The 25,880-nt window shown below is 42.6% G+C and carries 27 protein-coding genes, 4 pseudogenes and 1 other annotated feature; of the genes and pseudogenes, 7 read left to right on the top strand and 24 right to left on the bottom strand.

Features of this window, described 5'->3' with window-relative positions; all coding sequences use genetic code 11:
* Positions 1-10: 10 nt before the first annotated feature.
* From C0979_RS09620 to C0979_RS09580, 9 genes are all read right to left on the bottom strand, one after another.
* Entirely contained in the window at positions 11-802 is a 792-nt protein-coding gene (locus C0979_RS09620; protein WP_101695773.1) for a hypothetical protein, read from the bottom strand.
* On the bottom strand, positions 735-1,349 hold the full coding sequence (locus C0979_RS09615) for an RNA polymerase sigma factor (RefSeq protein WP_101695772.1): 615 nt from the start codon (positions 1,347-1,349) through the stop codon (positions 735-737). The genes C0979_RS09620 and C0979_RS09615 overlap by 68 nt, the downstream gene beginning before the upstream one ends.
* A 183-nt stretch (positions 1,350-1,532) precedes the next feature.
* Positions 1,533-1,979 carry a hypothetical protein gene (locus C0979_RS09610; protein WP_101695771.1) on the bottom strand — a complete coding sequence of 149 codons (447 nt, stop codon included), beginning with the start codon at positions 1,977-1,979 and terminating at the stop codon, positions 1,533-1,535.
* A 29-nt stretch (positions 1,980-2,008) separates the two neighbouring features.
* Positions 2,009-2,509, bottom strand: coding sequence for a transcription elongation factor GreA (gene greA / locus C0979_RS09605; protein ID WP_101695770.1), 501 nt, complete (start codon positions 2,507-2,509; stop codon positions 2,009-2,011).
* Between the two features lie 121 nt (positions 2,510-2,630).
* Entirely contained in the window at positions 2,631-3,083 is a 453-nt protein-coding gene (locus tag C0979_RS09600; protein WP_159459874.1) for a type II toxin-antitoxin system RelB family anti-toxin, read from the bottom strand.
* Between the two features lie 222 nt (positions 3,084-3,305).
* On the bottom strand, positions 3,306-3,920 hold the full coding sequence (locus C0979_RS09595) for a VanZ family protein (RefSeq protein ID WP_101695768.1): 615 nt from the start codon (positions 3,918-3,920) through the stop codon (positions 3,306-3,308).
* Between the two features lie 92 nt (positions 3,921-4,012).
* Positions 4,013-4,804 (bottom strand): zinc dependent phospholipase C family protein, encoded by a 792-nt coding sequence (locus C0979_RS09590; RefSeq protein ID WP_101695767.1) that lies wholly within the window; start codon positions 4,802-4,804, stop codon positions 4,013-4,015.
* Between the two features lie 21 nt (positions 4,805-4,825).
* Positions 4,826-5,824 (bottom strand): asparaginase, encoded by a 999-nt coding sequence (locus tag C0979_RS09585; RefSeq protein ID WP_101695766.1) that lies wholly within the window; start codon positions 5,822-5,824, stop codon positions 4,826-4,828.
* A gap of 81 nt (positions 5,825-5,905) precedes the next feature.
* Positions 5,906-6,541, bottom strand: coding sequence for a YitT family protein (locus C0979_RS09580; protein WP_101695765.1), 636 nt, complete (start codon positions 6,539-6,541; stop codon positions 5,906-5,908).
* A gap of 116 nt (positions 6,542-6,657) precedes the next feature.
* Here C0979_RS09580 and C0979_RS09575 point away from each other — a divergent pair, with 116 nt between their 5' ends.
* From C0979_RS09575 to C0979_RS09565, 3 genes are all read left to right on the top strand, one after another.
* Entirely contained in the window at positions 6,658-7,449 is a 792-nt protein-coding gene (locus C0979_RS09575; protein WP_101695764.1) for a MerR family transcriptional regulator, read from the top strand.
* A 189-nt stretch (positions 7,450-7,638) separates the two neighbouring features.
* Complete coding sequence (locus C0979_RS09570) at positions 7,639-8,226, top strand: glycerol-3-phosphate acyltransferase (protein WP_101695854.1); 588 nt, start codon at positions 7,639-7,641, stop codon at positions 8,224-8,226.
* A 37-nt stretch (positions 8,227-8,263) separates the two neighbouring features.
* Positions 8,264-9,382, top strand: coding sequence for an MGDG synthase family glycosyltransferase (locus C0979_RS09565; RefSeq protein ID WP_101695853.1), 1,119 nt, complete (start codon positions 8,264-8,266; stop codon positions 9,380-9,382).
* Positions 9,383-9,582: 200 nt separating this feature from the next.
* Here C0979_RS09565 and rpsI read toward each other — a convergent pair whose 3' ends face one another.
* Positions 9,583-9,975 carry a 30S ribosomal protein S9 gene (rpsI, locus tag C0979_RS09560; RefSeq protein ID WP_101695763.1) on the bottom strand — a complete coding sequence of 131 codons (393 nt, stop codon included), beginning with the start codon at positions 9,973-9,975 and terminating at the stop codon, positions 9,583-9,585.
* Positions 9,976-10,001: 26 nt separating this feature from the next.
* Positions 10,002-10,430 (bottom strand): 50S ribosomal protein L13, encoded by a 429-nt coding sequence (gene rplM, locus C0979_RS09555; protein WP_101695762.1) that lies wholly within the window; start codon positions 10,428-10,430, stop codon positions 10,002-10,004.
* A gap of 312 nt (positions 10,431-10,742) precedes the next feature.
* On the opposite strand from rplM, the gene C0979_RS09550 reads away from it, so the two are divergent.
* Positions 10,743-12,092: an MATE family efflux transporter gene (locus C0979_RS09550; RefSeq protein WP_101695761.1), complete on the top strand. Its 1,350-nt coding sequence runs from the start codon at positions 10,743-10,745 to the stop codon at positions 12,090-12,092.
* Positions 12,093-12,147: 55 nt separating this feature from the next.
* Here C0979_RS09550 and C0979_RS09545 read toward each other — a convergent pair whose 3' ends face one another.
* Complete coding sequence (locus C0979_RS09545; protein WP_101695760.1) at positions 12,148-12,600, bottom strand: DUF1307 domain-containing protein; 453 nt, start codon at positions 12,598-12,600, stop codon at positions 12,148-12,150.
* 176 nt (positions 12,601-12,776) lie between these two features.
* Between C0979_RS09545 and C0979_RS09540 the strand changes: the two genes are divergently transcribed.
* On the top strand, positions 12,777-14,087 hold the full coding sequence (locus C0979_RS09540; RefSeq protein WP_101695759.1) for an alpha-amylase family glycosyl hydrolase: 1,311 nt from the start codon (positions 12,777-12,779) through the stop codon (positions 14,085-14,087).
* 64 nt (positions 14,088-14,151) lie between these two features.
* Here C0979_RS09540 and C0979_RS09535 read toward each other — a convergent pair whose 3' ends face one another.
* The 5 genes from C0979_RS09535 to C0979_RS09515 all read right to left on the bottom strand — a co-directional run bounded on the left by C0979_RS09535 (position 14,152) and on the right by C0979_RS09515 (position 18,937).
* Positions 14,152-14,661, bottom strand: coding sequence for a flavin reductase (locus C0979_RS09535; protein ID WP_101695758.1), 510 nt, complete (start codon positions 14,659-14,661; stop codon positions 14,152-14,154).
* Positions 14,662-14,678: 17 nt separating this feature from the next.
* A complete protein-coding gene (gene tyrS, locus C0979_RS09530) occupies positions 14,679-15,902 on the bottom strand; it encodes a tyrosine--tRNA ligase (RefSeq protein ID WP_101695852.1) in 1,224 nt (407 codons plus the stop codon).
* Positions 15,903-16,010: 108 nt separating this feature from the next.
* Positions 16,011-16,276, bottom strand: a binding site (T-box leader).
* Positions 16,277-16,444: 168 nt separating this feature from the next.
* Positions 16,445-17,281, bottom strand: a complete 837-nt coding sequence (locus C0979_RS09525) for a MetQ/NlpA family ABC transporter substrate-binding protein (protein ID WP_101695757.1) — start codon at positions 17,279-17,281, stop codon at positions 16,445-16,447.
* Between the two features lie 38 nt (positions 17,282-17,319).
* A complete protein-coding gene (locus C0979_RS09520) occupies positions 17,320-17,976 on the bottom strand; it encodes a methionine ABC transporter permease (protein ID WP_101695756.1) in 657 nt (218 codons plus the stop codon).
* A complete protein-coding gene (locus C0979_RS09515; RefSeq protein WP_101695755.1) occupies positions 17,969-18,937 on the bottom strand; it encodes a methionine ABC transporter ATP-binding protein in 969 nt (322 codons plus the stop codon). The genes C0979_RS09520 and C0979_RS09515 overlap by 8 nt, the downstream gene beginning before the upstream one ends.
* A gap of 445 nt (positions 18,938-19,382) precedes the next feature.
* Here C0979_RS09515 and C0979_RS09510 point away from each other — a divergent pair, with 445 nt between their 5' ends.
* Positions 19,383-19,751 carry a YccF domain-containing protein gene (locus C0979_RS09510; RefSeq protein ID WP_101695754.1) on the top strand — a complete coding sequence of 123 codons (369 nt, stop codon included), beginning with the start codon at positions 19,383-19,385 and terminating at the stop codon, positions 19,749-19,751.
* Between the two features lie 34 nt (positions 19,752-19,785).
* A complete protein-coding gene (locus C0979_RS09505) occupies positions 19,786-19,995 on the top strand; it encodes a zinc ribbon domain-containing protein (protein WP_101695753.1) in 210 nt (69 codons plus the stop codon).
* A 62-nt stretch (positions 19,996-20,057) separates the two neighbouring features.
* On the opposite strand, the gene C0979_RS09500 is transcribed toward C0979_RS09505, so the two are convergent.
* From C0979_RS09500 to C0979_RS09470, 7 genes and pseudogenes are all read right to left on the bottom strand, one after another.
* Positions 20,058-20,693 (bottom strand): DUF5714 domain-containing protein, encoded by a 636-nt coding sequence (locus tag C0979_RS09500; RefSeq protein ID WP_242962684.1) that lies wholly within the window; start codon positions 20,691-20,693, stop codon positions 20,058-20,060.
* A 249-nt stretch (positions 20,694-20,942) separates the two neighbouring features.
* Entirely contained in the window at positions 20,943-22,157 is a 1,215-nt protein-coding gene (gene nagA / locus C0979_RS09495) for an N-acetylglucosamine-6-phosphate deacetylase (RefSeq protein ID WP_101695752.1), read from the bottom strand.
* A gap of 104 nt (positions 22,158-22,261) precedes the next feature.
* A pseudogene (locus C0979_RS12395) lies at positions 22,262-22,735 on the bottom strand (MurR/RpiR family transcriptional regulator); the annotation flags it as partial.
* Positions 22,736-22,768: 33 nt separating this feature from the next.
* Positions 22,769-23,502 (bottom strand): annotated as a pseudogene (locus tag C0979_RS09485) (ROK family protein).
* A 165-nt stretch (positions 23,503-23,667) separates the two neighbouring features.
* Positions 23,668-24,120, bottom strand: coding sequence for a NanQ anomerase/TabA/YiaL family protein (locus tag C0979_RS09480; protein ID WP_101695751.1), 453 nt, complete (start codon positions 24,118-24,120; stop codon positions 23,668-23,670).
* 11 nt (positions 24,121-24,131) lie between these two features.
* Positions 24,132-25,214, bottom strand: a pseudogene (locus C0979_RS09475) (sodium:solute symporter family transporter); the annotation flags it as partial.
* Positions 25,210-25,704 (bottom strand): annotated as a pseudogene (locus C0979_RS09470) (N-acetylmannosamine-6-phosphate 2-epimerase); the annotation flags it as partial. The pseudogenes C0979_RS09470 and C0979_RS09475, both read right to left, overlap by 5 nt.
* Between the last annotated feature and the right edge of the window lie 176 nt (positions 25,705-25,880).

The raw sequence follows: 25,880 nt of genomic DNA, 5'->3' as shown, positions 1-25,880 counted from the left end.
CACTGCACATCTATTCACATACGGTGCGCCCCTCCTTGCGCAAAAGATCGATACACTGATAGACAATCCCCACTGCAAAAAGTGCCATCAAGGCAGGGAAAACCAAAGATTCCACCTGATAATATTCGGAATAAGACTGCGCAAATTTCGCAAGAATTGACACCATTCCTACACACATTCCATACGCCCACCGCTGAAAATGAAAAAACTTAACCTTACGAAGCAGATAAATCCCACCGTTACACGCTGCCAGAAACGGCAGGCACAAACAACAAATCGTCTGCATTAGCGGAAGCGGCGACACTTTTCTGATTTGCCATACAACGCAAAATAACATGCACAAGCTTCCCGTTCCATAGATCAGGATTCTCGTCAACAGCAATTCCCATATGGAATACCTGGCAGATGCTTCTACCTCCAGCATCTGATACCGTCTTGCCCGATAAAGAACAGGCACTACCGATGAAAACAGCAAAACTCCGATTCCTCCTGCCAGAAACACAAAGCTCTTTGCCGTAAAATACTCAAACTCCATTCCCGTCAGCAAATCCAACAGCATAAATATCACCAGTACGATTCCAATCTGAACACTCCAAATTCGCATTCCTGTCAGCCGAATCTGCTCCAGAAGAAACGTTCGAAATCCGATAGGTTTCCTTTTCTTTCGTTCCCTTTGTTCCAGCTCCGCTAATTGAATGGTTTTCGTCAGTGCCATTTGTTCTATTTCCTCGCTGTCAGAATCTCCTTTCCAGATTTTCTGATTCTGAAAATATTCCCAAAGTCTTTGTTCCATCTGTCTCATACGTTCCCGCCTCCTTTTTTACATTCGTATCCGTTAGATCTGTCTTTAATCTTTTCAATGTGGTGCGAAGCTTTGACTGCACCGTTCGCATGGGTATCCCCATTACTTCCGCAATTTCCCCCAGTGTCAGGTCCTGCCCAAATCGCAATAAAACCAATTCCTGTATCTCCGGCTCCAAACGACTGATCAGCTGATGCAGCCATGCATCTTCTTCCGCCTTCCCAAATCCTGTTTCCAGATAAGGAATCTCCCACTCCAGATCTTCCAATCCATCATCATTGCAGCAGCGTTTCCTTGCCAAATCAATACACGTATTTTGAGCAATTTTATAAAGAAACGGTCGAAACTCCCCTCGGAAACTACGGACATCCATATAACGCACTACCTTTAGGAACGTCTCCTGTGCTGCATCCTCTGCACAGACTCGCCCGAATGTATGAAAACGACAGTATCGCAAAATATCCGGGTAATACATTTCTATCAGTTCTCCAAGAGCCTCCCTGTCCCCATATTCTATTTTTCTGATTAATTTTTTCTCGCGCGTCAAAATCTAACCTCCTGTGAGAACAACATTTTCCACATTCTATCCATATATTTTCCACACCAGCTGCTCTCTAAGGGCGTCCCCTCATTTGTTATAACGAATCAGGTATTGGAAAAGGATTAAAAATAAAGGAAAAAATCAATTGGGGACGGAGTTTTTTTCAAAAAACTCCGTCCCCAATTGATTTTACCATTTTCCCCAGCAGAGTATCCTCTCGGCAGCTGCTGTGATAAGTGTGGTTACCACATTACTGCCTACAATAGCTCCAATCAGATATTTTCTATCTTTCGCAGATTTCTTTAGGCACCCATAAACCACTGGCATTTCCACTACAATGGTCATTAGTAGATAAATGGCGCCCACGGTGTATAAATGAACGCCTCTCCAATCTCTTCCACTCCAGACGAAAACCGAGTCAAACGAATAAAGTACATAAGGCGCTGCAAAGGACAAGAGGTTTGTCACCAACGCCACCCAGGGCAGCACGTCATAGGGCCGTGTCTGTGAAATCCACACCCAGGAAGAATTTGCAGAAACCGGCATACCAATAAGAACAGATCCAAGGAATGCTCCTGGGATAATTCCACCACCCAACATACATAGCAAACTATGTTTTTTGTTCTTGCTTTTCATATCTGTTTCCCCTATTTCTTATTCCTTTATCAATATTTCCGAAGCGTATCCTGGCTGTCATCTGTCGTCTTATCAATCTTTCGAATCTCCACATAATATCCGCCTCCTTGGGTCTTCACCAGAACCCGGTCACCAACCTTGTGTCCCTTGATGGCCTTTCCAAGCGGTGACTCGATACTGATCAATCCCGCCAGCGAATTTCCCCGAACACTGGTAACCAGACGATAGGTCTCCGTCTCGTCATCCTCTTCAAAATAAAGATCCACCGTATTGTTGATTCCAACCTCATCCGCCTTTGATTCATCCGATACGATTTTCGCATTTTTCAACATTCTCTCCAGATAACGAATCCGGCTCTCATTACGGTTCTTATCCTGTTTCGCTGCTTTATATTCAAAATTTTCACTCAGATCTCCTTGTGCCCTGGCTTCTTTCACAGCCTCCAGCTCTTTCTTACGAACCACCAGTTTCCGGTATTCAATTTCTTCCTTAATTTTCTCTACATCACTTTTGGTCAACTGCTCTCCCATTTTTCTCTTATACTCCTTCTCTTATCTCTCTCTTCTATCTCCATTCTGGTTTCTTTCTTTAATACTCCCAGCCTAATTTACCTCTTAATGCATATGTGTTCCTACAAAAGAAATCCATTCTCTAAGTACACCCCAAAGGCGCGGATGGTGTTTTCCTAGAATTTCCAATCGCAATAATTCCTTTGGCCGTTGAATCCCTCCCGATCGTTCTATTTTTGCTCAGTCGAATAGATACCAGTGGAATTCCAAATACTTTTGTCTTACTGGTATATTCGTAGCCACTCACATATCGTGTCAGACGATCCAGTTTTTCCTCTAATCTGGCTGTATCTTCTGAGCGCGGCTCCTGCTCCCTAACCAAATAGTCCAGACTGACACCAACCACTTCCGCAATAGCAACCAGCTTGGCCAGCTCCGGTACAGCTGCGCCGGACTCCCACTTGCTGACCGACTGCCTGGTAACCCCCAGCATATCGGCAAGCTGCCCCTGGGATAGTCCGCTCTTTTTTCTCTCAATTAAAATCTTCTCTCCCAACCGGAGTGTCAGATGATTCCCCTGATTTCCTTCCTTCACATTTCTTTTCCTGCCTTTCCTCATTCCTTCCATATAGGGCAAACTCTATGTTTCACACCCTCGCATAGGATAGCTGGGATGGCTTTCCTTTCCCATATCTATTCTATACAATGAATTCAGTTTAACGCACCTTCCATTTCTGTGCAAGAAATCAGCAGTTGGAATCTTGTCAACCAGCAGTTGCACCTGCCATTATTTACAATTATTTATATTTATTTGCATTTATTCCCACAAAAAAGATGGATGATAGAGAAAGAATGTTCCCAAAACGGACATACTCACATACCAGACAGCCTCCCATTTCCCATAGGATTCCGACTTCAAATACTCGCCACATATCTTCGCAAATGCTCTCCAAATTAAATAGCCCAGAAATGCTCCCAGTGTGTTCGCAATCAGATCATCTATATCCGTTGCCCGCATGTTTACCAGCTGCGTCAGTTCAATCATCACCGAAAAGGCAAATCCAGCGGCTACCGTACGCCCTATTTTTCGATATCCCTTCCAAATCAGCGGCAGCAAAAACCCAAAAGGCATACACATAATAATGTTCAGAAAGAAACTAACATTCAAATCGGAAAATGGAATCAAATTGATGTTTCCTCTAAAAATCCCTCTATCGAAATGCATCAGAATCTCATCTAGTGTCCCAAGTCCTGTCACCTGGAATACCATCCAAATATAAACCATAAATACATAAGTCCACAGAAAATGCGAAAATCCGCATTGATTCCCAAGTCTTCCCGCCCGTATCACCATTACCAGCTGACAGATCAAACATGGAAGCAGCACACAACCGAAACTATAAATTGCATATTCATTCATTAAGTAACTCATATAGCACCCCCGTCTTACTAAATTTTTTGTTAGTATAACGAAGGTTCCTTAATATTCGAGGTGCAATATTATTAAGAAATTCTGATTTTTATTTACTCAAAGTTTCGATCAAAACGCAGCCCTAAGGTATGCTTCCCCTGAACACAAGCATCAAAGTCCTGCATCAACACTTCTGCAACCTCCACTGCATGATGCATTCTTCTCAATAACCCAAGACTACTTTCCACACATTTCTCATTATCTATACGTTGATGAAGCAGCCCATTGTACGTATGGTACTGACCAGCCAATTTCAAAACCAGATTGATAAGATCGTGCTTCCATTTATGCTTCGCAGTAAAAAGACGCTTCACAAACCGAAGCCACAACAGCGATTTTTGAACGATCTTTTCATTCACCTTTTCATAAAACGGCGCAATCGCTCTTGCCGTAACTTCATCTGCCGGCACCAGGTCTGCCACCGGATAGGAGAACGGATCCTCACCATCCATACGAAGCAGCATTTTCTCATATTCTGCTTCAATCTCCATATGTGCAACCTTCGTTTTCTTCATCATCTCACTCACATAGGGGTGACATTCACTATCCAGCGCATAATGACAGATAAACCCTAAAAGATACGCGTACTCTCTGCTATTTCTCCCCCGCTTCTTCACCACCTTAACCGCATGCTCAAAAAACGGATACGCCGAAATATGATGAAGATGTATTCCGTATTTTGCCACTGCATTGATATAGAAGGGACGATAAAAGAATAAAATATCCGGCCCCTGCAGCCCAATCTGAAACTGCGTATAATACCGTTTGATAATCTCTTTTATCTCCCCGCTTAATTTGGACGCCACCTCCCTGCCGAAGCGGTCGTGTGCATAGATTGCAGGCATAGCCTTCCCTCCTTTTGTCTCTTAGAAAAGAATATCCCGATTTATCGTTGTATAAAAAAGCTTTTTACATTCTTCAAAATCCAAAGTCTGTGCAAAAACCCACATCATCTTGGTCACGGTCGCTTCCAGTGTCATGTCATAAGATTCCAGAATCGGAAAATGGGTCTTAATTTCTTTCCCCACCTCATAAACGCACATATCGCTTCCATCATTGGTGACCTGCGTAGACATTACAACCAGTTTTCCGGCCTTCGTCCACTTTTCCAGCATCGCCATAAATTCATGGTCTCCATAGTCCGGAAGTCCGCCAACTCCGAAGGATTCTATAATCAGCCCATCGTAATACTGCATCAACCCTTCCAAAACTCCAGCATCAATACTTGGAATCAATTTCAGCAGAAATATTTTATTATTCATAGCATGATAGAATCGAAGTGGTGTTGTCGCCTGATCCTTATCATCAATATAAAATACGATCCGATCGTCATGGATCACCGCAATATCCGGATAATTAATGCTGGAAAAGGCATTATACCTCTTAGAAAATTCCTTTTTCGCCCGGGTTCCAGCAATGACTCTCCCACCAAATACGATCACCGTACCATGCGCCCGCGGATGCGCTGCAAATCGCAGGCTGTCCATGAGATTCATCCTGGCGTCCGTAATCGCAAGATCGATCGGTTTCTGCGCTCCCGTTACCACAATCGGCTTCCGATTATTCTGAATCAGATAGGAAAGAGCCGCCGCAGTATACGCCATCGTATCTGTCCCATGACAGACCACGAATCCGTCATAATACTCGTATTTCTGTTCAATCAACTTCGCCAGCTCTACCCAGTGTGCGGCACACACATTGGTACTGTCTAACGAAAACGGTTCTACCGCATCAATCTCACAAAACCCGGCTGCATCCGGTACATACTTTAGAAGTTCTTCCGCAGAAATCTGCGGCTTCAATCCATACTCTGTATACTTTGATGCAATCGTGCCGCCAGTGGCAATCAATAATATCTTTTTCATTCTTTGTAATCTCCTGATCCCTCTTTCATTAATCCTATTATAACTCACACACCATTTTTCTTCTATTCCTTTTTCTTCTATCTATTTTTCAGCGCAAAAGGAGCTCTCACAAAAAGGAAAGCGAACCTTTTGCATCAGACCAATCACCTGACCTGATAATATAACCGTTAACAGAGAGTATACAATCTTACTTCCCGGAATATAGGTAAGCGACGCAGCTAACACCGTCAAATCACTAATCAGGTAAATCCATTGAATATCCACCGGAAATACCCGCTCCAAACTCATTGCCAGCGCATCATCGCCCGTTGGCGCTCTTCCCACTCGAACGCACAGACCTATACTGACACCCACAAAGAGGGCTCCTACCACTGCCGCAAACAGTGGTCTTTCTCCAATGTCAGGAAATAATGGTTCAAACTGTTCAAAAATTCTATAAAAAACAGAAAAGCCAATAGACGAAATAAAAGAATATACAAGAAAAAGTCTCCCCAGCAATTTCCATCCCCCAAAATAGCATAATACCGTCAGTACAAAACCCGAAACCGATGGTGAAATGCCAAGCCAATATTCCAAAAGAAGCGTTAACCCTAAGATTCCCCCCTCTGTAACATTGGACATCGAATGAATGTTGTAAAGCCCAAAAGCTAATATTGCACTTCCCAACAGCAAAAGTAATACCGATGATAGTTTAATTTCTTTCAAAACTGAACGCATTTTTTAATCCTCTTTCTACAATTCTTTCTACAATTTGTAATCCAATTTTAGATTCCATCTATGACGCAATTATAAACTCTGGTATAATACTAGAGTCAAGGAGGTAAATACAGCCTATGAAAAACTTTTTTAAGATCGGTGAAATTTCTAAATTGTACGGAATCGGTGTAGATTCCATACGCTATTATGAAGAAATCGGAATTATTAACCCAAAGCGTTCAGAATCTGGATATCGACATTATAGCATTCACGACATCTGGAAACTAAATGTCATCCGTGATTTACGTTCCATTGGATTTACAATGGAGCAAATCCGAAAATACTTAAATCATCATACGGTCTCATCCTCACTATCTATGTTGGAAGAGGAAAAAGAAGCCATTTCCAAACAAATGCAGCATCTGCAAAAACTGCAAAAGAACGTAGAACACAGGTTAAACAACATTCATTCCGCATTATCCCTTCCTTTAGACAAAATCCACTTACGAAACATTCCCCCTCGCCATTGTCATCGCCTCCCCGAAGGATACGAAACAGAAGAGGAAATGGATTTGCTGATTAAACAGCTCATTAACTTAAATCAAAATCGATTATACATCATCGGAAGTAACCAAATCGGAACCATCGTTTCCCTGCCAGCGCTGCTAAATAAGGGAACACTCTCCTACCAATCCGTTTTTCTGATAGATGATGAGGGCTCAGACATCATTGATGGCGGTGATTACCTCTGTGTTACATACCGTGGAAGCTATGAAAAAAGTGCATACTGGGGGCAACAGCTCACACAATATGCACACACTCACAATTTTACCATTCATGGTAATTTATTAGAAATTCTTTGGATTGATATCCACACCACTTCTAATGAATCTGAATATATCACACAATTACAACTTCCAATTATATAAAATGCATACAACAACTCCTCCGACCTTGGATTCTGAGGAGTTGTAAAATCTTGTTTGAAACTGTACGTTTTAATAAAAGCAATTCTCTATATGCAATTTAGTTGCAGGCGTTTTTTCAATATGTTAAACTGTCATTGTTTATTTAAGAATCATCAAATCAAACTTTATTCCAAGAAAGTAGGTTATTTTATGGAATATAGCTATTTATTTTATATTGTTGCCGGTTTTATTTCTGGAAGTATTCTCTTTGGCAGGATCATTCCGCTCCTCTTCAAGAACATCGATGTAACCAAAGACTCTGACGACGGAAATCCTGGAGCATTTAATGCATTCACATGCGGAGGTCCGATCTGCGGACTTTTCGTTCTATTACTAGATCTTTTAAAAGGAGCTCTTCCCGTCCTATTATGTATATCCCATATTGGAACAGACTCCTGGCTATTTGCATTTGTCATCGCAGCGCCTGTGTTTGGGCATGCACACTCTATTTTTAATAGGGGAAATGGCGGAAAAGGAATTGCAGTTTCTTTTGGCGTTTTACTGGGGCTGCTTCCTATTTGGCAGCCACTGGTTTTACTCATTGTCTGGTATTTACTCTTTCTTCTGGCAATACCAGCAAAATCCAACACTCGAAAAAGCATCTATGCTTTCTTTACATTCGGAATCAGTGCTGTATTTGCTGTGAAACACACGATGATCATGTATGGATGTATACTAATTGCCGGAATCGTCATCCACAAGCATTATTTAAATGCAGTTGCATGTGAACAACATTAGAAAAAAGCTATGGAAAGAGGAAAGAATGGAGGATTCGATGAAAGTATTATTATTATCTTGCAATACTGGCGGCGGCCACAATTCTGCGGCAAAAGCAATTGCGGAAGAACTTCTCACTCACGGTGAGGAAGCCTATGTATTAGATTACCTCTGTCTTGCAGGTAATGGCGTGTCAAAATTAGTTGGAGACGGCTATGTGCAGATTGTGAAGAAAACTCCTCTTTTATTTGGACTTATATACAAATTAGGAATGGTGATCAGTCGTCTCACCCGGAAATCACCTGTCTATTATATCAACGGATGTATGGCCAAATATCTCAACAGCTATCTGAAAGAACATCCCACAGACGTTCTGATTATGCCGCATCTCTATCCTGCTGAAACAGTTACTTACATGAAACGCAAGGGAATGGATCTTCCTATAACGATTGCTGTAATGACAGATTATACCTGCATTCCCTTTTGGGAGGAAACGGACTGCGACCATTATATTCTTCCCCATGAGGCTTTACGAAAATCCTGCATAAAAAAAGGAATTCCAAACGAGAAAATTCAAACATTTGGAATTCCTGTAGCAAAAAACTGTCGATTAAAAATCAGCAAAGAAGAAGCCCGCAAAAAATTAGGCTTAGAATTAAATCAAAAATATTTTCTGGCAGCCGGCGGCAGCATGGGCGCCGGAGATTTTATAGAACTGATTCAAAGATTAGTTTCCCGCACAGATACAGAACAAATCCTTGCCGTTTGCGGAAATAATCGAAGAGCAGAACGAAAATTAAAGAAGAAATTCAAAGACGAATCTCGCGTAATTGTATTAGGATTCACCAATCAGATGCCTCTTTATTTGAGCGCCTGTGATGTCGTATTTACCAAACCCGGTGGATTAACCTCCACAGAAGCTGCTGTCATCGGCGTTCCAATGATCCACACTACTCCCATTCCGGGCTGCGAAACGGTTAATCGTCGTTTCTTTATGCGCGCCGGCATGAGCTGGTCCGCACTCACTTTAAAAGGTCAGGTCAGTAAAGGGATTCGTCTTATGAATGACGTAGAAGCTCAAAAAAAGATGATAGAACGCCAAGCGAAACAGATTCACGGGGATGCTGCAGAACAATTATATGAATTCATCCGCCTTCAATGCCGAGCTAAAAAATAATGGTGGCACCTTTTTGCATTCCCGGATTGTCACGAACTTAATCTCTTTTAAACAGTCTCCTTCATTCTGTCAGAGATGTTCTTCTATATATAGAAAACCATGTGGCTAACACATGGTTTTTTTATACAAAAACTCCCCAGAACCAAAGTCCTGAGGAGTTGAAAAATCTTTTTGAAATTGTACGTTCCGAAAACGTATGATTAACGTTTGGAGAACTGTGGAGCTCTACGAGCTGCTTTGAGACCGTATTTCTTACGCTCTTTCATACGTGGGTCACGTGTTAAGAATCCTGCTTTCTTAAGAACTGGTCTGTAATCAGCATCAGCCTCAAGAAGAGCTCTGGAGATACCATGACGGATTGCTCCAGCCTGTCCTGTGTATCCGCCACCCTTAACGTTAACGATTACATCGAATTTTCCTTCTGTCTCTGTAGCAACCAATGGCTGACGTACAACAACCTTTAATGTCTCAAGTCCGAAGTACTCATCAATGCTTCTCTTATTTATTGTGATGTTACCTGTACCTGGTACTAAGTATACTCTTGCGATAGATTTTTTTCTTCTTCCTGTTCCGTAGAATTTTGCTTTAGCCACTGTAATATCCTCCTTTCAACCTTACCTTAAAATTTCAGTTCTACTGGCTTCTGAGCCTGCTGTGCATGCTCTGGTCCAGCGTATACGTGAAGCTTCTTGATCATAGCTCTTCCTAAAGGTCCCTTTGGAAGCATTCCCTTTACAGCAAGTTCAATAACTTTCTCTGGCTTCTTGTCCATCATCTCAGCTAATGTAGTCTCTCTCATTCCTCCTACATAGTCAGAGTGATTGTAGTAGATCTTCTGGTTCATCTTCTTACCAGTTACTTTGATCTTCTCTGCATTTACAACGATTACATAATCACCTGTATCAACATGTGGTGTAAATTCCGGTTTATTCTTTCCTCTTAAAACTTTAGCCACTTCTGATGCAAGACGTCCAAGTGTACATCCCTCTGCATCCACTACATACCATTTTCTTTCAATCTTATCTGGATTAGCCATATAAGTTTTCATTGGTTTCCCTCCTGTGAATCATTAACATTTCATAGTAGATATATTGAAATCAGTAAGACTCCGGGGCTTTGGCTTCCTACCGTTTCTCCTATTGTCATACTGCATTATTATATTATACCGACCTTTTTGTGTCAACCGTTTTCCGTCATTTTGTCAACTATTTTCTCTGATTTTCTCTAATACTTTCTCTAATCCCTGATTCGCTCCACCCGTATAGCCTTCTAGGCGCGTTCTTCTTCGAGTCTCTTCCCATTTTAACTATATAATGCTATAATAAATATCTGTAAATTTGCTTTTTGGGGGATTATATAAATGAAAACAAAAAACGTAGATCTTCTGCATGGTCCTGTGCTTCCGGCACTGACACGACTGGCCATTCCGATTATGACCACCTCTCTGATCCAGATGGCATACAACCTAACTGATATGATCTGGATTGGAAAAATCGGCAGCAATGCGCTCGCCGCAGTCGGCGCCGCCGGAATGTTCATGTGGCTTTCCAATGGACTTGCCGCTTTAAGCCGAATGGGCGGACAGGTAAAGGTCGGACATACGTTGGGCGCCGAGGAATATGACACTGCCGGACGCTATGCAGCCAACGCCCTACAGTTAACTCTGTTCTGTGGACTGCTCTACGGACTCATCTGTATATTATTCGCACGTCCACTGATTGGTTTTTTCAATCTCCATACACCTTCTGTCATAGCAGATGCCGAAATCTATCTGATGATCACCTGCGGCGGTGTCGTATTCTCTTTTCTGAACCAAACCCTGACCGGTATTCTGACGGCCGCCGGGAACAGTAAAGCTTCCCTCCTTGCCACCTCCACCGGTCTTGTGATCAATATTGTTTTAGATCCGGTATTGATTTTTGGAATCGGACCATTTCCGGTCATGGGGGTTATGGGGGCTGCCATTGCCACCGTATTGGCGCAGTCCATTGTTACCGCTATGTTTTACTATTTTGCCAAAAAGGACACTGTGGTTTTTCCTTATGTAAACCTTTTTTGTCGTCCAGATTTTTCTCTTCTCAAAGCGATGATGAAAATTGGTCTTCCTACCTCTATCCAAAATATGATTTTTACCGGAATCTCTATGATTCTTGCAAGATTCGTATCCGGATATGGAGATGCAGCCATCGCAGTTCAAAAAGTGGGATCTCAAATCGAATCCATCTCCTGGATGACCGCAGATGGATTTGCTGCCGCTGTTAATTCCTTTACAGCTCAAAACTACGGCGCCAACAATCAGAAGCGGATCCACCGGGGGTATTCCTGTGCCATGGGAATCGTCTTTCTGTGGGGAACCTTCTGCACTTTACTTTTGATCCTGCTGCCGGCTCCGATTTTCCGAATCTTCATCTCAGAAGCCAAGATTCTCCCCATGGGAATTGATTACCTGAAGATCCTCGGTGTCTCTCAGCTCTTCATGTGCGCAGAGATTACCACCGCCGGAGCCTTTGCCGGGTACGGACGCACCATGCCTCCTTCTATTATCGGAATTATATTTACCGCCGCCCGTATTCCACTTGCCGCGGCACTTATTCAGACACCGCTTGGGCTAAATGGTATTTGGTGGAGCATTACTCTTTCCAGTATTGTAAAAGGGGTGCTTCTTTGCACCTGGTTCTTCTGTTATCAAAAAAAGAGCCGGAACTGTTAGGATTACTTCCTGCCAGTCCCGGCATCTTCCCTTCGGGGAGTAAATTCATCTTCTTCTATTCTTTTACCGTCCATCCGGACTCTTCCAGGCTGCTGACCGTTGCTTCCAGAGACAATTCTGTCACATCCTCGTTATCCACCGGAAGTAGTCCTGCTTTCACTACTGCCTGCAGTGTATCCTTATCTGTCGGAATGACTACCTTTTCCACATATTCACTATCCGAAGTCTCCACAGAATATTCAATTCCTTCAATTTCTCCGTATGCTTCTTTCGCACTTTCAACTGTTGCATCCAGCATATCAAGCTGTTCCTCCGCATAACCCTCAACATTGATCGTTGATGTCTGCGTCAGTTTTGTAACTTTATCGCCTTTCGCGACTAAGTTCATCTCAATTACAACTCCATTTTGCTCCAATGTACATGTCGTTGTCTCTTCTTTTCCTCCGCCACATGCTGTAAGCCCCACAACCATACAGCCAGCTAATAAAATCCCTGCTGCTTTTTTCATAAAGTAAACCTCCCTTTCATTTCAGGTCTTTTTTATTAAATCAATTATACACTATCCCTTTAGAATAATAAAGCGAAATTTCTGAAAATATATACAAAAAGTCAGATTATATATTTGTAGAATCCTTACAAAAATGATATGATAATATATAGTTTTTTGAAAGAAAGGATTTTACCATGTGGGCATATCAAAGTACATTTTATCAAATTTATCCAATCGGATTCTGCAAAGCTCCCGTACACAACGATGGGGTCTGTGTTCCCAGAATCCGGAAACTCTTAGACTGGTCAGAATATCTTCAGAATCTGGGCATTGACTCCATCCTGCTAAATCCAGTCTTCGATTCCGACAATCACGGATACGATACTCGTGATTTCAAAACCATTGACTGTCGTCTTGGCACCAACGAGGACTTCCGGGATGTCTGCCAAGATCTTCACGCACACGATATCCGCATCGTGCTGGACGGTGTTTTCAACCATGTGGGACGCGGCTTTTGGGCATTTCGGGATGTACAGGAGAAGAAATGGGACTCCCCTTATAAAGACTGGTTTCATTTAAGCTTCGACGGAAACAGCTGTTATAATGACGGTTTTTGGTACGAAGGATGGGAAGGGCATTTTGAACTGGTAAAGTTGAATCTCCAAAATCCTGCAGTTGTAGATTATCTGCTGGAATGTGTCCGGTACTGGATCGAAACCTTCGATATTGACGGGCTGCGCCTCGATGTGGCTTATAGTCTGGATCCCGAATTCATGCGGCGTTTACGAACATTTACCAGCCAGTTAAAGCCAGACTTCGCATTGATCGGAGAGGTTCTCTTCGGCGATTACAATCGAATCGTCAATGAAAAAATGCTCCACTCCTGCACCAATTACGAATGTTACAAGGGCTTATATTCCAGCTTCAACTCTATGAACCTCTTTGAAATCGCCCACTCTCTGCACCGCCAGTTCGGCGCAGATCCGTGGTGCATTTACCGTGGAAAGCATCTGATGACATTCGCAGACAACCATGATGTCACCCGCCTTGCCAGCATTTTGACCAATAAAGCGCACGTTCCGCTTGCCTACGGTCTGCTCTTTGGCATGCCGGGAATTCCCTGCCTTTACTATGGCAGCGAATGGGGCGAGCCAGGCGAGAAAGCGCCGGACAACGATTACGCACTTCGCCCATTCTTCGATGCGCCAAAGCCAAATGAGCTGACCAATTTCCTTCAAACACTGATTCAGATCCGCAAATCCAGCGCCGCCCTTTGCGACGGTTCTTACCGAAATGTGGTAATCCAAAATCACCAGCTTATTTTTGAACGGCGCACAGAGAATGAACAAATCTTTGTAGCAATCAATGCCTCTGATGTTCCTTACACTGCGTATCACGGCGAACTCTCTGGAGCCGCAAAAGATTTGATTACCCAAACAGAAATAACTATGGAAGGGACCTTAGAAATGCCCCCTTATAGTGTTCAATATTTGCAAATACGTTAATTGGGGACAGGGAGAAAATCAATTGGGGACGGAGTTTTTTTAAAAAAACTCCGTCCCCAATTGATTAGTTCTTTTTCAACACTTTCACAATTTCAGCAATATACATTGTATGATAATCCTTGTCTGGATAGCATGTGGTATCACAATCCACATCAATGAAACATTCGGATTTCATTTCTTGTGCATAAAGTTTTTTACATACAAAAATCATATCCGCTTCTTCGACTCCGGTAGTTCCATCCACATAATGTGGATGAAGATCGGATAATTTCCACTTATCCCCCACTTCTCTTCCTGAAAACGATCCGCACAAACTCATCGCTTTCCGATATTCTTCCGGAAGAAATGAAATAGTAAACAAGTCATTGCTGTCCATAAACTCTTTGGTATAGCGCTGTGGGCGAATATAAGCTGTAACTACATTTTTTCTCCACATAATCCCCACACCGCCCCAACTGGCCGTCATGGTATTGCTCTTTTCTTTATCTCCTGCAGTAACCAGCATCCATTCTTTTGAAATTTTCTCAAATGGATTAAACTCTAACTCCTCGATTGCGATTTCTTCAAATCTCACATCGACACCTCCCTGCACTATTTAATAATAATTCTTCTGAAATTCTTTTTCCCTTTTTTCAAAATCAATCCTTCACCATTCATATCTTCTCCGGCGAACTCAGCATAAATATCCGCTACTTTTTCACCATCTACTGCAACACCTCCCTGCTGCACCGCACGACGTGCTTCTGATTTTGACGGAACCAAGCCCGACTTCACCAACATGGTCAAAATGTCTATTTTTCCATCCTGGAGATCTTCCTCTGTAAGCTCTGTCGTTGGCATATCTGCTGCCGCTCCCTGGCTAAACAATGCTCTCGCTGCTTCCTGGGCTTTTGCCGCTTCCTCTTCTCCATGGACTAATTTGGTCAATTCAAATGCAAGGATCTCTTTCGCTGTATTCAGCTGCGCACCTTCCCATGCATCCATCTTATCAATTTCTTCTAATGGCAGGAACGTCAGCATACGAATACATTTCAACACGTCTGCATCTGCTACATTTCTCCAGTACTGATAAAATTCAAATGGAGACGTTTTATTTGGATCCAGCCATACCGCACCGCTCTGTGTCTTGCCCATCTTCTTTCCTTCGGAATTCAGAAGAAGTGTAATGGTCATTGCACTTGCGTCTTCACCAAGCTTACGGCGAATCAGTTCTGTTCCCGCCAGCATATTGCTCCACTGATCATCTCCGCCAAACTGCAGATTACATCCGTATTTTTGATATAACGCATAGAAATCATACGCCTGCATGATCATATAGTTAAATTCCAGGAAACTTAAACCTTTTTCCATTCTCTGTTTATAACATTCCGCTGTCAGCATACGATTAACAGAGAAATGTGCTCCCACTTCACGAAGCAATTCCACATAGTTAAGGTCTAACAGCCAATCAGCATTATTTACCATCAAAGCTTTATCATCCGAAAAATCAATAAATTTGCTCATCTGCTTCTTAAAGCACTCGCAGTTATGACAAATCGTATCCGGCGTCATCATTGAACGCATATCCGTTCTTCCAGATGGATCTCCGATGTATCCAGTTCCTCCTCCAATTAACGCAATTGGTTTATTTCCCGCATCCTGCAAACGCTTCATCAAGCAAAGCGCCATAAAATGTCCTACATGAAGACTGTCTGCTGTCGGGTCAAATCCAATATAAAATGTTGCCTTTCCCGTATTTACCAGTTCACGGATTCTTTCCTCATCCGTCACCTGTGCAATCAAGCCTCTTGCCTGTAATTCTTCATAAATTCCCATAATTCTTTTATCTCCTTCTCCTTTTACTTCCTGTTCTGTTAACATAACTCGCCAGATATTTTTCAGATGCTCCTTATATAAAATAAAAAACGCCCCTATATCTCGCGATATAAGGACGGGGTTAACTTCCGCGGTACCACCTTAATTCACCATGAATTCACATTCATGGTCTCAGCAACTGCCTGTCACAGTCCGGCATCATAACGCTCGCCACACGTCACATCCTACTGATTCCCAACAACTGCTTCTGTTCAAAATGTTCGGTGTGCTGCTCCAAGATGTATTCACATTCAGTTCTTTCATGCGCCTCTCATCAACCGGCAACTTTCTGTATGAGGATTCTAATTGCTACTTCTTCTTTTCTTTGCATTTCTCCATTTGATTGTTATGCTAACGTATTCCATTCACTTTGTCAAGGCTGCTTCAAAATTTTCCCCAATAGCAGCAAGAATTTTCCAAAGCTGCGCCGTAAGTTCCCCTGCCTTCAATAGAAACCAGCAAAGAAGGGGGATCAGTCGCCCCCTTCCCTACTTTTTCTCTTTTTAGTATTCAGATACGTGCACTGCTGACTCTCCAAAATATTCCATAATGATTTCATTGGCCTTTTCTTCACTCATTGCTTCCTGAAGATCTTTTGCCCACTGTGCATCCTTATTTTTTTCACTTACAGCGATCAAGATACCATATTCTTTTCCAATCTCCGGAGGATCAAATGCCAGTGCTGACTCTGGATCAAACCCTGCTTCTTTCATCGCAATTGGATAACATATCCCTGCATCCAAATCATCTAAAATAGTAGGGATCGATTCAGAATCTACTTCCGTTAATTTTAAATTCAGCTTATTTTCCTCTATTTCAAGCTGAGAATACTCCTCAACTCCTTCTTTCAATTTCAATAAACCTTCTGCTTCCAAAAAACGCAGCGCACGGGATCTGTTCGTTGGATCTCTTGGGATTCCAATTTCCATTCCTTCTGTAAGGTCCTTCATATCTTTTACCTTGTTAGAATAAACACCCATACACGGATAATAAATCGCATCCCCGACTGCTACTAAATCCCCTTTATGCTCTTCATTGTAGCTTGTCATATACGCATTATGCTGAATAAAGTTTGCCTCTAAACTTCCCTCTTCAATTGCATTGTTTGAAGCAATTGGGTCTTCGATGACAGATACTTCCAGTTTATATCCTTTTTTCTCAAAGTCCCCTTTAATTGCATTAATCAGTTCTTCCTTCATCGGATCCCCTGCTGCCAACCGGATCGTTTTCTTCTCTTCTCCCTTTGCCTCTTCCTTGTTCTCCTTGCTGTCGGAACCGCATGCGGTCATCCCCATTACGACAGCTGTCACACATAATAGTGCAATCAGTTTCTTCTTCATTATTCTTCTCCTCTTTTAAATATATTTTTACCTCACAACTACTTTAATTTGTTGTAAAGCAAATTTCCAATTGACTGAATTGTCTGTACCAAAACGACCAATATAAACACTGTTCCGTACATAATAAGATCATTAAAACTCTGATAACCATAAATAAGCGCCACGTTTCCCAGTCCTCCGGCACCAAGCGCTCCGGCCATAGAGGAACTTCCCAAAATCGAAATAACTACTAATGTCACGCTGATACACATAACCGGAATTGCCTCTTTTAACATGATTTTAAATATAATCTGCATATTCGAAGCACCAAATGCCTTCGCCGCCTCAATCATCCCCGGAGTAACAGCTTTCAAATTCCCTTCAAAAACACGGGCAACAAATGGACATGCTACAATCACCAACGGAAATAATGCCGCATTCGTTCCAATTGACGTCCCCATAACCGCTCTGGTAATCGGAATAATCGTTACTGCCAGAATAATGAATGGGAAAGACCGAAGGGTATTCACCAAAACATTCAACAAGCGATACACCCATTTATGCGGCGAGAGTCCATCTTCCGCCGTAACAACAAGGATCACCGCCAGCCCAAAACCAAGGATACATGAAAAGACTGTTCCCCAAAAAGTCATATACAAACTTTCTACTAAAGCCGGCATCATAACCGACTTTATCACAAGTGCCGGATCATTCATGTAACGCCACCTCCCACCTGATATTCAAAGTATCCAAATATGCCGTTACTTTTGCAAGATCTTCCTCTTGTACATTCAGCATAGTGGTACAAATGACCTCATCTCTAAATTTTTCCAACCGTGAATAAATAACAGAAAAACGCACAGAAGTTGCACACGTAATATCCGGAATCAATGAGCGGTTTTCTTCCGTCTCCTTAAATACCATGCGGATATTTACCCCCTCTTCAGGCAGTACCTCTGCCGTCTCTCCCAACAGCCGTTTTAATGACCCCGGCTGATTTAAGAAAATTTCTGATACTTTGCCACAATCCGCCACTTCCCCGTGCTCCATAATCGCTACACGATGACAAATCGAACGGATCACTTCCATTTCATGGGTAACCAATAGAATAGTAATTCCAAGTCTCTCATTAATATCTCTTAACAGCTGCAAAATCGACTGCGTTGTCTGTGGATCCAGAGCCGATGTAGCTTCATCACTCAACAAAACCTGAGGATCCATGGATAATGCACGTGCAATGGCAACCCTTTGACGCTGTCCGCCACTTAAATTTCTTGGTTTTTCATATAACTTATCTTCAATTCCAACAATTTTAACCAATTCTCGTACTTTTTCATCTATTTCTTGCTTGGAATACCCCCAACACTCCATCGGAGCTGCAATATTTTTATAAACATTCTGCCTTTCCAGCAGTGAAAAATGCTGAAAAATCATTCCAATTCCTTTTCGGTACTCCCGAACCTCTCGTGATCTTTTGAAATCAGCAGCCTGTCCATTTAAAGTAATGGTCCCACCATCCCGTTTTTCTAAAAGGTTAATACAACGAAGTAATGTTGATTTCCCTTCTCCACTCTTTCCGATCAAGCCGAAAATCTCCCCTTTTTGAACCTCTAAAGACACATTTTTCAAAACGTGCAATTCTCCAAAACTCTTATCTAAATTCTTAACCTTAATCATATGCACTCCTTCACACCAATGTCTATAACTTATCAGACATATAGTCCCCTGTCCAATCACTATTTTTTATAATCGTTCTCTTTTATTTATAAAATCTATTATTTTCTACGCATCATATTTTTCACTTTTTCCTATAAAAAGAAGACTCAAAAACATTTTTGTTCTTCGCAAAAATTTATTGACAAATTCAACTCTCCGTAGTATGCTTTCGATAAGCAGATAAAAGGGAGTAGCCGAACACCGAACGGTGGATTTAAAATCGTCACCCGATACCAAAAAGTATCCGTATTAAATGAGATGTGCAAGACTTTTATCGTGACAGAGATGTCATGGTAAAAGTCTTTTTTCTTTCCCTTTCATCTTGGTCACAAAAAAAGCCTGACACAACTTCGTGTCCGGCATACACCTTACTTTTGCAATTCATTTTTGGAAAGGAGTTGATTCTATGGGATGCCTCGGCAACCTATTATGGTTTGTATGCGGAGGATGTATCAGCGGATTAAGCTGGGTGCTTACAGGCTGTCTTTGGTGCATTACCATCATTGGCATTCCGGTCGGAAAGCAGTGCTTTAAATTTGCCGCTTTAAGCTTTTTCCCATTTGGCAAAGACATTGCTTACAGCGGTGGCGCCGGATCTTTCCTACTGAATGTGATCTGGCTTTTAGTCTCTGGTTTTTGGCTGGCCGTTGAATCTGCACTAATCGGAACCTTGCTGTGTATTACTATCATTGGAATCCCATTTGGCCTGCAGCATTTCAAGCTGGCCCGTTTGGCATTGATGCCATTTGGTTCCAATGTATACACCACTTTTTAACCCTATCATTTCATCTAAAAAAGGAGAATTTACTATGGAAAAACAACAATATGTATGTCCAAAATGCGGAAACACTCATTATGAAAGCGATCAATTTCAGGCAACCGGCGGAAACTTTGCAAGAGTCTTCGATGTACAAAACAAAAAATTCACGACCATTTCCTGCTCTCGATGCGGATACACCGAATTATATAAATGCGCCACTTCCGAGGGCTGGGATATCCTTGATTTTCTGATGGGCTAACAAATCGGGGACGTGTTCAAATGAAAAAAACTCCGTCCCCAATGAAATTCCCCCTGTCCCTTTTACACATTTCTGTAATAGGGACAGGCTTTTTTCTTGCACTGTTTATTTTCCAAACTGAACTCGCACTTAATTTCCCCAGGCAGTTCCATTATTATCCCCAACTTTTCCCCAACATATTCCACCGCTGTTTTTACAGCAGTAAAAGAATTCCGCTTGCAGCATCTTGGTCCACTGAGTCTTGCAATTTCCGCAAGAGAACGGGAAGTCATCTCATTTGCCATTCCCCAGGAATTCCCAGTAAGCGGTGTTGCTTTCGTAATAATACTTATAAACATGCCTGTACTAACCGCCGCACCACAAGCTCCCCACAATCCACAAGAGCCCCCTGGATAAGTGCTTCCTCTCTTCTTCATTTCCCGCAAAGCCTGCTCTCTGTCAATTTTTCCTCCACAATTGTCATACGCAGCAATAAGAACCGCTCCAACCATAATATGGTGTTCCGGACCATGCATATAGATATAGGGATCCTCCATCAATTCCTGCATAATCTGTATCGGATTTTTCGACTGGCTCTTCAAACAGCCTTCCATAATCACCTCTATCCCCTTTTTAGCATGACACTCATCACAAACATAGTGCCCATCTTCACAACTGGCATAACTTTCCACCGACTTATGACAAATGGAACACTCCATTTCTCTTCCCGTTTCATAATATACAAGTGGTTTTCCACAAATTAAACATGCACCTTCTTACCTTTTCACTTTCATACTCACATCCCTTTCTATTTTCTTCTAATCTTTTTCGTAAATATCCACATCCATCCACGCATATATCCACCTACTATCCCCATATGTATCCCTATGAAAAATACAGTTATCCACCTTTTTTATTGAATAACTGTATTTTTTCTCTTAAATCATCATTTCCGGGACAGGGGAATTTTAATTCGGGACGGAGTTTTTTTCATTTGAACACGTCCCCAACAAGGTTCCATCCTTCACCACAGCCTTTACCTCCAACTCCTGGTCAAGCAACACCACATTCCCCTTTTTGCCCTTAGCAATTGAGCCATACTGATCATACTCGCCCAGGCTCTTGGCCGGATTTACCGTTGCACACGCCACTGCCGTTTCCAGTGGAATCCCCATTTCTTTTACCGCCACACGCACGCAATCCATCAGATTGGTGGCAGATCCTGCAAGTGCCCCGTTAGATACCAATGTTGCACGATTTCCGACTACATTTACATCGAGGCCACCCAGTGTATACTGTCCGTCCGGCATTCCTGTCGCACGCATACTGTCACTGATTAGAATCATACGGTCTGCACCCATCATTTTGAAAGTTGCACGAACCATAGACGGATGGATGTGAACACCATCGCAGATCAGTTCTACATCTACATGCTCACTGTCGCACACCGCACCTACCACTCCCGGTGCACGATGTGTAAATGCCGGCATGGCATTATATAAGTGCACCGCATGATTGGCTCCGGCGTTAAATGCCTCCATTGCCGCATCATATCCTGCATTCGTATGTGCCAGCGAAATATTCACCTTATCCCTCATCGCACGGATAAATGATACCGCATCTTCATTTCGCTCCGGAGCAATACCCACGTATTTGACTAGACCTTTGGAGGCGTCAAGAAATCTCTGGCACACTTCTTCATTACAGGTAATGATATTTCTTTCATCCTGTGCCCCTTTCTTCTCCACACTGATAAATGGCCCTTCCATATTTACTCCTATAAGATCTGCTTCTTTAGAACTTCCCTCTTTTGCACGCTTTTCTGCCTCTTCTTTGTATTCAGCCGCCGTCTCCAATACGCGTTCCAGTGCCTCCACCGGAAGTGTCATGGTTGCCGGAGCTATTGCCGTTACACCGATAGATGCCTCATACTTTGCAATTTCTTCGATCGCTTCTTTGGTTCCATCACAAAAATCATATCCCATACATCCGTGAAAATGAAGATCAATCAAGCCCGGAATGGCATAACAGCCTTCTCCGTCCATGATTTCTTCTCCATCCTTCGGAACTGCCTCCACTCCCGACACCACTTGGCTGTCCCCAAATACGCCATCCCGGATTACAATCTCTCCGTCTGCAAATTTCTGTTCTTGCGTATACACCTTCACATTTCTAATAATCATTGTTTTTACCTCCCACACTTATTTTCATACCGCGTATTTTTATACTGCATATTCATACTCATTTTTTGTTCATCTGATGCCTACTCAAATATTCCACGGCGACTCGTCTTTGCACCTCGTTTGTGTGCTTCCCTCAAGAAATACCGCACACCTTCCGTCTCACCACTGATACTGATTCTAAATACCAGACACCGCTTGTCCTGAAATACGGCCTGCATCCTCAGCCGGTCACTATCCTGAAGCGAATCACTGTCCACACCGATACGCATAAACCGAAACTCCATCTCACCGGCAGCAAGACAAAAGCTTCCTTGCCCCACACACAAACACACACCCTGCCCGATTTAAGTATTTCCAAATCCTTGCACTCTCCCCTTCATCCACTACTCTATAAGTCTTGCCCAGCAAATCTGGAAAGTGAAGCCTCTGATACAAACAATTTCGCCGTCACCGCTTTTGCAGAAAAGTCCGTTTTCTCATGGTTATAAATAAAAAAATCAGCAATATTTTTTCTATCATTTAAAATTATTATAATTCGATTTAACAATCGATACAACCGACTTTACATAATACTCCACGCGCCTCACCTTTCCTGCATTCTTCTGTCGCCGCTATTTCTTCTGCATATTCCGGAAATGGTAATATGCCCCCAACACTCCCGCATCATTCCTATGCTTTGCAAACGCAAGCTTTGTGTGCTTTGCAATACTCGGAACCAAATATTTCCCAAGTGCAGCTTCTATCCGATCTCTCAGATACTCTTCCTGCGCTATCACTCCGCCACCTTCCGTGTCAGAATACTCGCTGCCCCAAGGGTCTGGAAATCGCTTCCTTCCATATGCATATAGCCCACTTCACAGGCGCTCCCGAAACATCCGTGATACACCTCGCCGCCAATCACCATGCTTCCGCCGATTCCTGTTCCGATAGTCAACATCAATGCACTCTTACTTCCCTTTGACGCGCCGGACATATGCTCTGCAAGCCCTGCGCAATTCACATCATTTTCCACTTCACACGGAACGTGGAAACGCGTTTCCATAACAGCTTTAAACTGAGTTCCAATATAGTTTGGAATCAGCGGCGCCGAATAGAAGATCTCGCCTTTTTCTGTGTCTACCATTCCCGCAGTAGAAATGCAGATTCCAAGAAGCTCCTCACTAAGATCTTCTTTTGCCCGAAGGAAATCTTCTACGATCCCAACCGCCTTTTCCAAAATCGAAGGTCCGCCCTTATAAGCTTCCGTCGCCATCTCATACCGCTCAAGAATGGTACCCTCTTCTGTGAGAATGCCATACTTGATCGCCGTTCCTCCAATATCGATGCTAATATATTTTTTCTCCATTCTTCATTTGCCTCCTCTAAGCATGTCGAGGAATCATCTTGTCTATTCCCCATTATAATATATTGAAATATTTTCCGCAATCGCCTTCCCACAACGCGAAAAAGCGACACTTCTCATAACCCAAAGAGGCAAGGCGGAACTCCTTCCGTCTTGCCTCACCGCCTGCTATTTCATACGAATCTTAAAGATTGCTTTTTTGATTGTCTCCGGCTCATCCACCGCTACAGCGGTACGATGTCCATCACTTGGATAACAAATCAAGAAATCTCCATCCCGAAGTGTTACCGAACTATTCTTTTCTCCATCCATCGGAAGAAAATCGTCTTTTTCTACGAACTCTTTCAAATCCATATTCTCTATAAAGTTCAGATCAATCTGCTCGGTTCCATGAAGCATCAAATGAAGCTCCAAATATTGTCTGTGCGCTTCCCAGAAACGCTCGCTGGCAGTTGTTGTCGTATATTCCACTACATTTACAAACAAACGGTCACCGTCAATCTCGTGACTTCCTTTTTCATAGGATGCAAGATCATGCTCGTTTGCATAGGCAAAACATTCTTTGATCTGTTCTTCCAGAAATGGATATTCTTCAAGGTTTTGAATATTTCCGAAAATCATAATCGGCCTCCTTAATTCTTATATACGGTTGTAAATGGAGCCGGCACGGAAGTATCTCCTTTTACCTTTCTCCAGATCAAGCTTGCCGGAATTCCAACTACAAGTGAAACCGAAATAGAGATCAAAGAGTAAGACCAGATAGACACTGCTCCTGCTGGTGTAAAATATTTAATACCAATCATCACTGCAGATGCTGCAATAAATGCAAGTGTTGCTCCGAATGTATTTGCCACCTTCGTAAATGCTCCAAGGATAAATGTCCCGATCAGAATTCCAAGTACTAATCCCATAAATCCATTGAACCACTCGTATGCTGATTTCACACCACCGTTTGCCAATACTATCGCAACAACGATAGAGAAAATTCCTACGACCAAAGATACATACTGACCGATCTTCGTCTGCTTCTCAAAGCTTAATTCCTTCTTCGACAGACGAGCCTGAATATCCAAAGTCCAGCTTGCCGCCACAGAGTTTAACCCTGTTGACAATGTAGACTGAGACGCCGCATAGATCGCTGCCAAAAGAAGACCTGTAATACCTACCGGAAGCTCAAATGCAATGTAAGATGCGAAGATCTGATCCTGCGCTGCTGCCGGTGGAAGTGTATTCTGCTGATAGAATACATAAAGTCCTGTGCCGATCAAATAGAACACCGTTGCAATGAAGATAGACAGTGCGCCATTTGTAAGCATCATTTTATTTAATTTCTTTCTATCTGTTGTCGTTGTAAATCTCTGTACAATATCCTGACTGGATACGTAAGATCCCATCGTATTGAAACCTGCTCCTACGATCATAATAAATACACTGTCTTTTAAAATATTGATATCGAAGATCGGCTGATCCACAGCAAAGAATTTATGTTCTTCGGTAAATGCTGTAAAGATTGCTCCAAGTCCGCCATCAATGTGTACCAGGAGAAATACCAATGCAAACGTAACTCCAACCAAAAGTACCGATCCCTGAATAAAGTCTGTCCAAAGTACGGATTTTAATCCGCCTGTATAAGAGTAAATAATTGCAATTACCCCCATCACGATAATCAGAACATTTACGCTGATTCCTGTCAGACTTCCAAGTACCATACATCCTATCGCCCTTACTCTGCTCTGTATCCCCCACCATCGTAGTTCCGATAAAATCAAATCCAAGTTCATCTGCATGAAGCGCTTCTTCTACGGTTGAGCAATCTGCCATCAGAAGCTGATCCGGATACTTCTCTTTGATCCGATGGAAGAAATCATCCAACGTCACATTTCCCGGACGCAGCGCTCCGGTTGCATCTAGCGCAAGGATTTCCGGTCTTACTTCCATCAATTCCTCGATTTCTTTCATGGTCGGTGTGATATAGACTTTACTGTCTTCATAATCGCGTTTCACAATTCCAATGATCGGCAAATCTACCTGTGCCTGAATTTCCTTAATGTCTTCCCTGGTATTTGCACGAATTCCGACAGCTCCTCCTTCGTTCGCAGCGAGCGCCATTCTTCCCATAATAAAAGAAGAGTGAAGAGGTTCGTTTGAAAGCGCCTGACATGACACAATCAATTTCCCCTGTAGTCCTTCTATTCTCTCGTTCATTCCCCATTCCTCCTTGATCTTTCCGGCATACAGTATCTTCTTTTCGTTTCTATTTTTAATAGTCTTCCCCTTTTTTGAAAGTTCTTTCATATTTTGGGATGTTCCATCTCCGAAAACACCAAAAATACAGTTACTTTTTTGGTAAACCTACACAAGGCACAGTTACTTCTTTCCGA

The sequence above is a fragment of the Dorea phocaeensis genome (assembly GCF_900240315.1).
GTDB classification, from domain to species: domain Bacteria; phylum Bacillota; class Clostridia; order Lachnospirales; family Lachnospiraceae; genus Dorea_B; species Dorea_B phocaeensis.
Note: the sequence above shows the minus strand (reverse complement) of the source record. Positions and strands in the feature narration are given on the sequence as shown.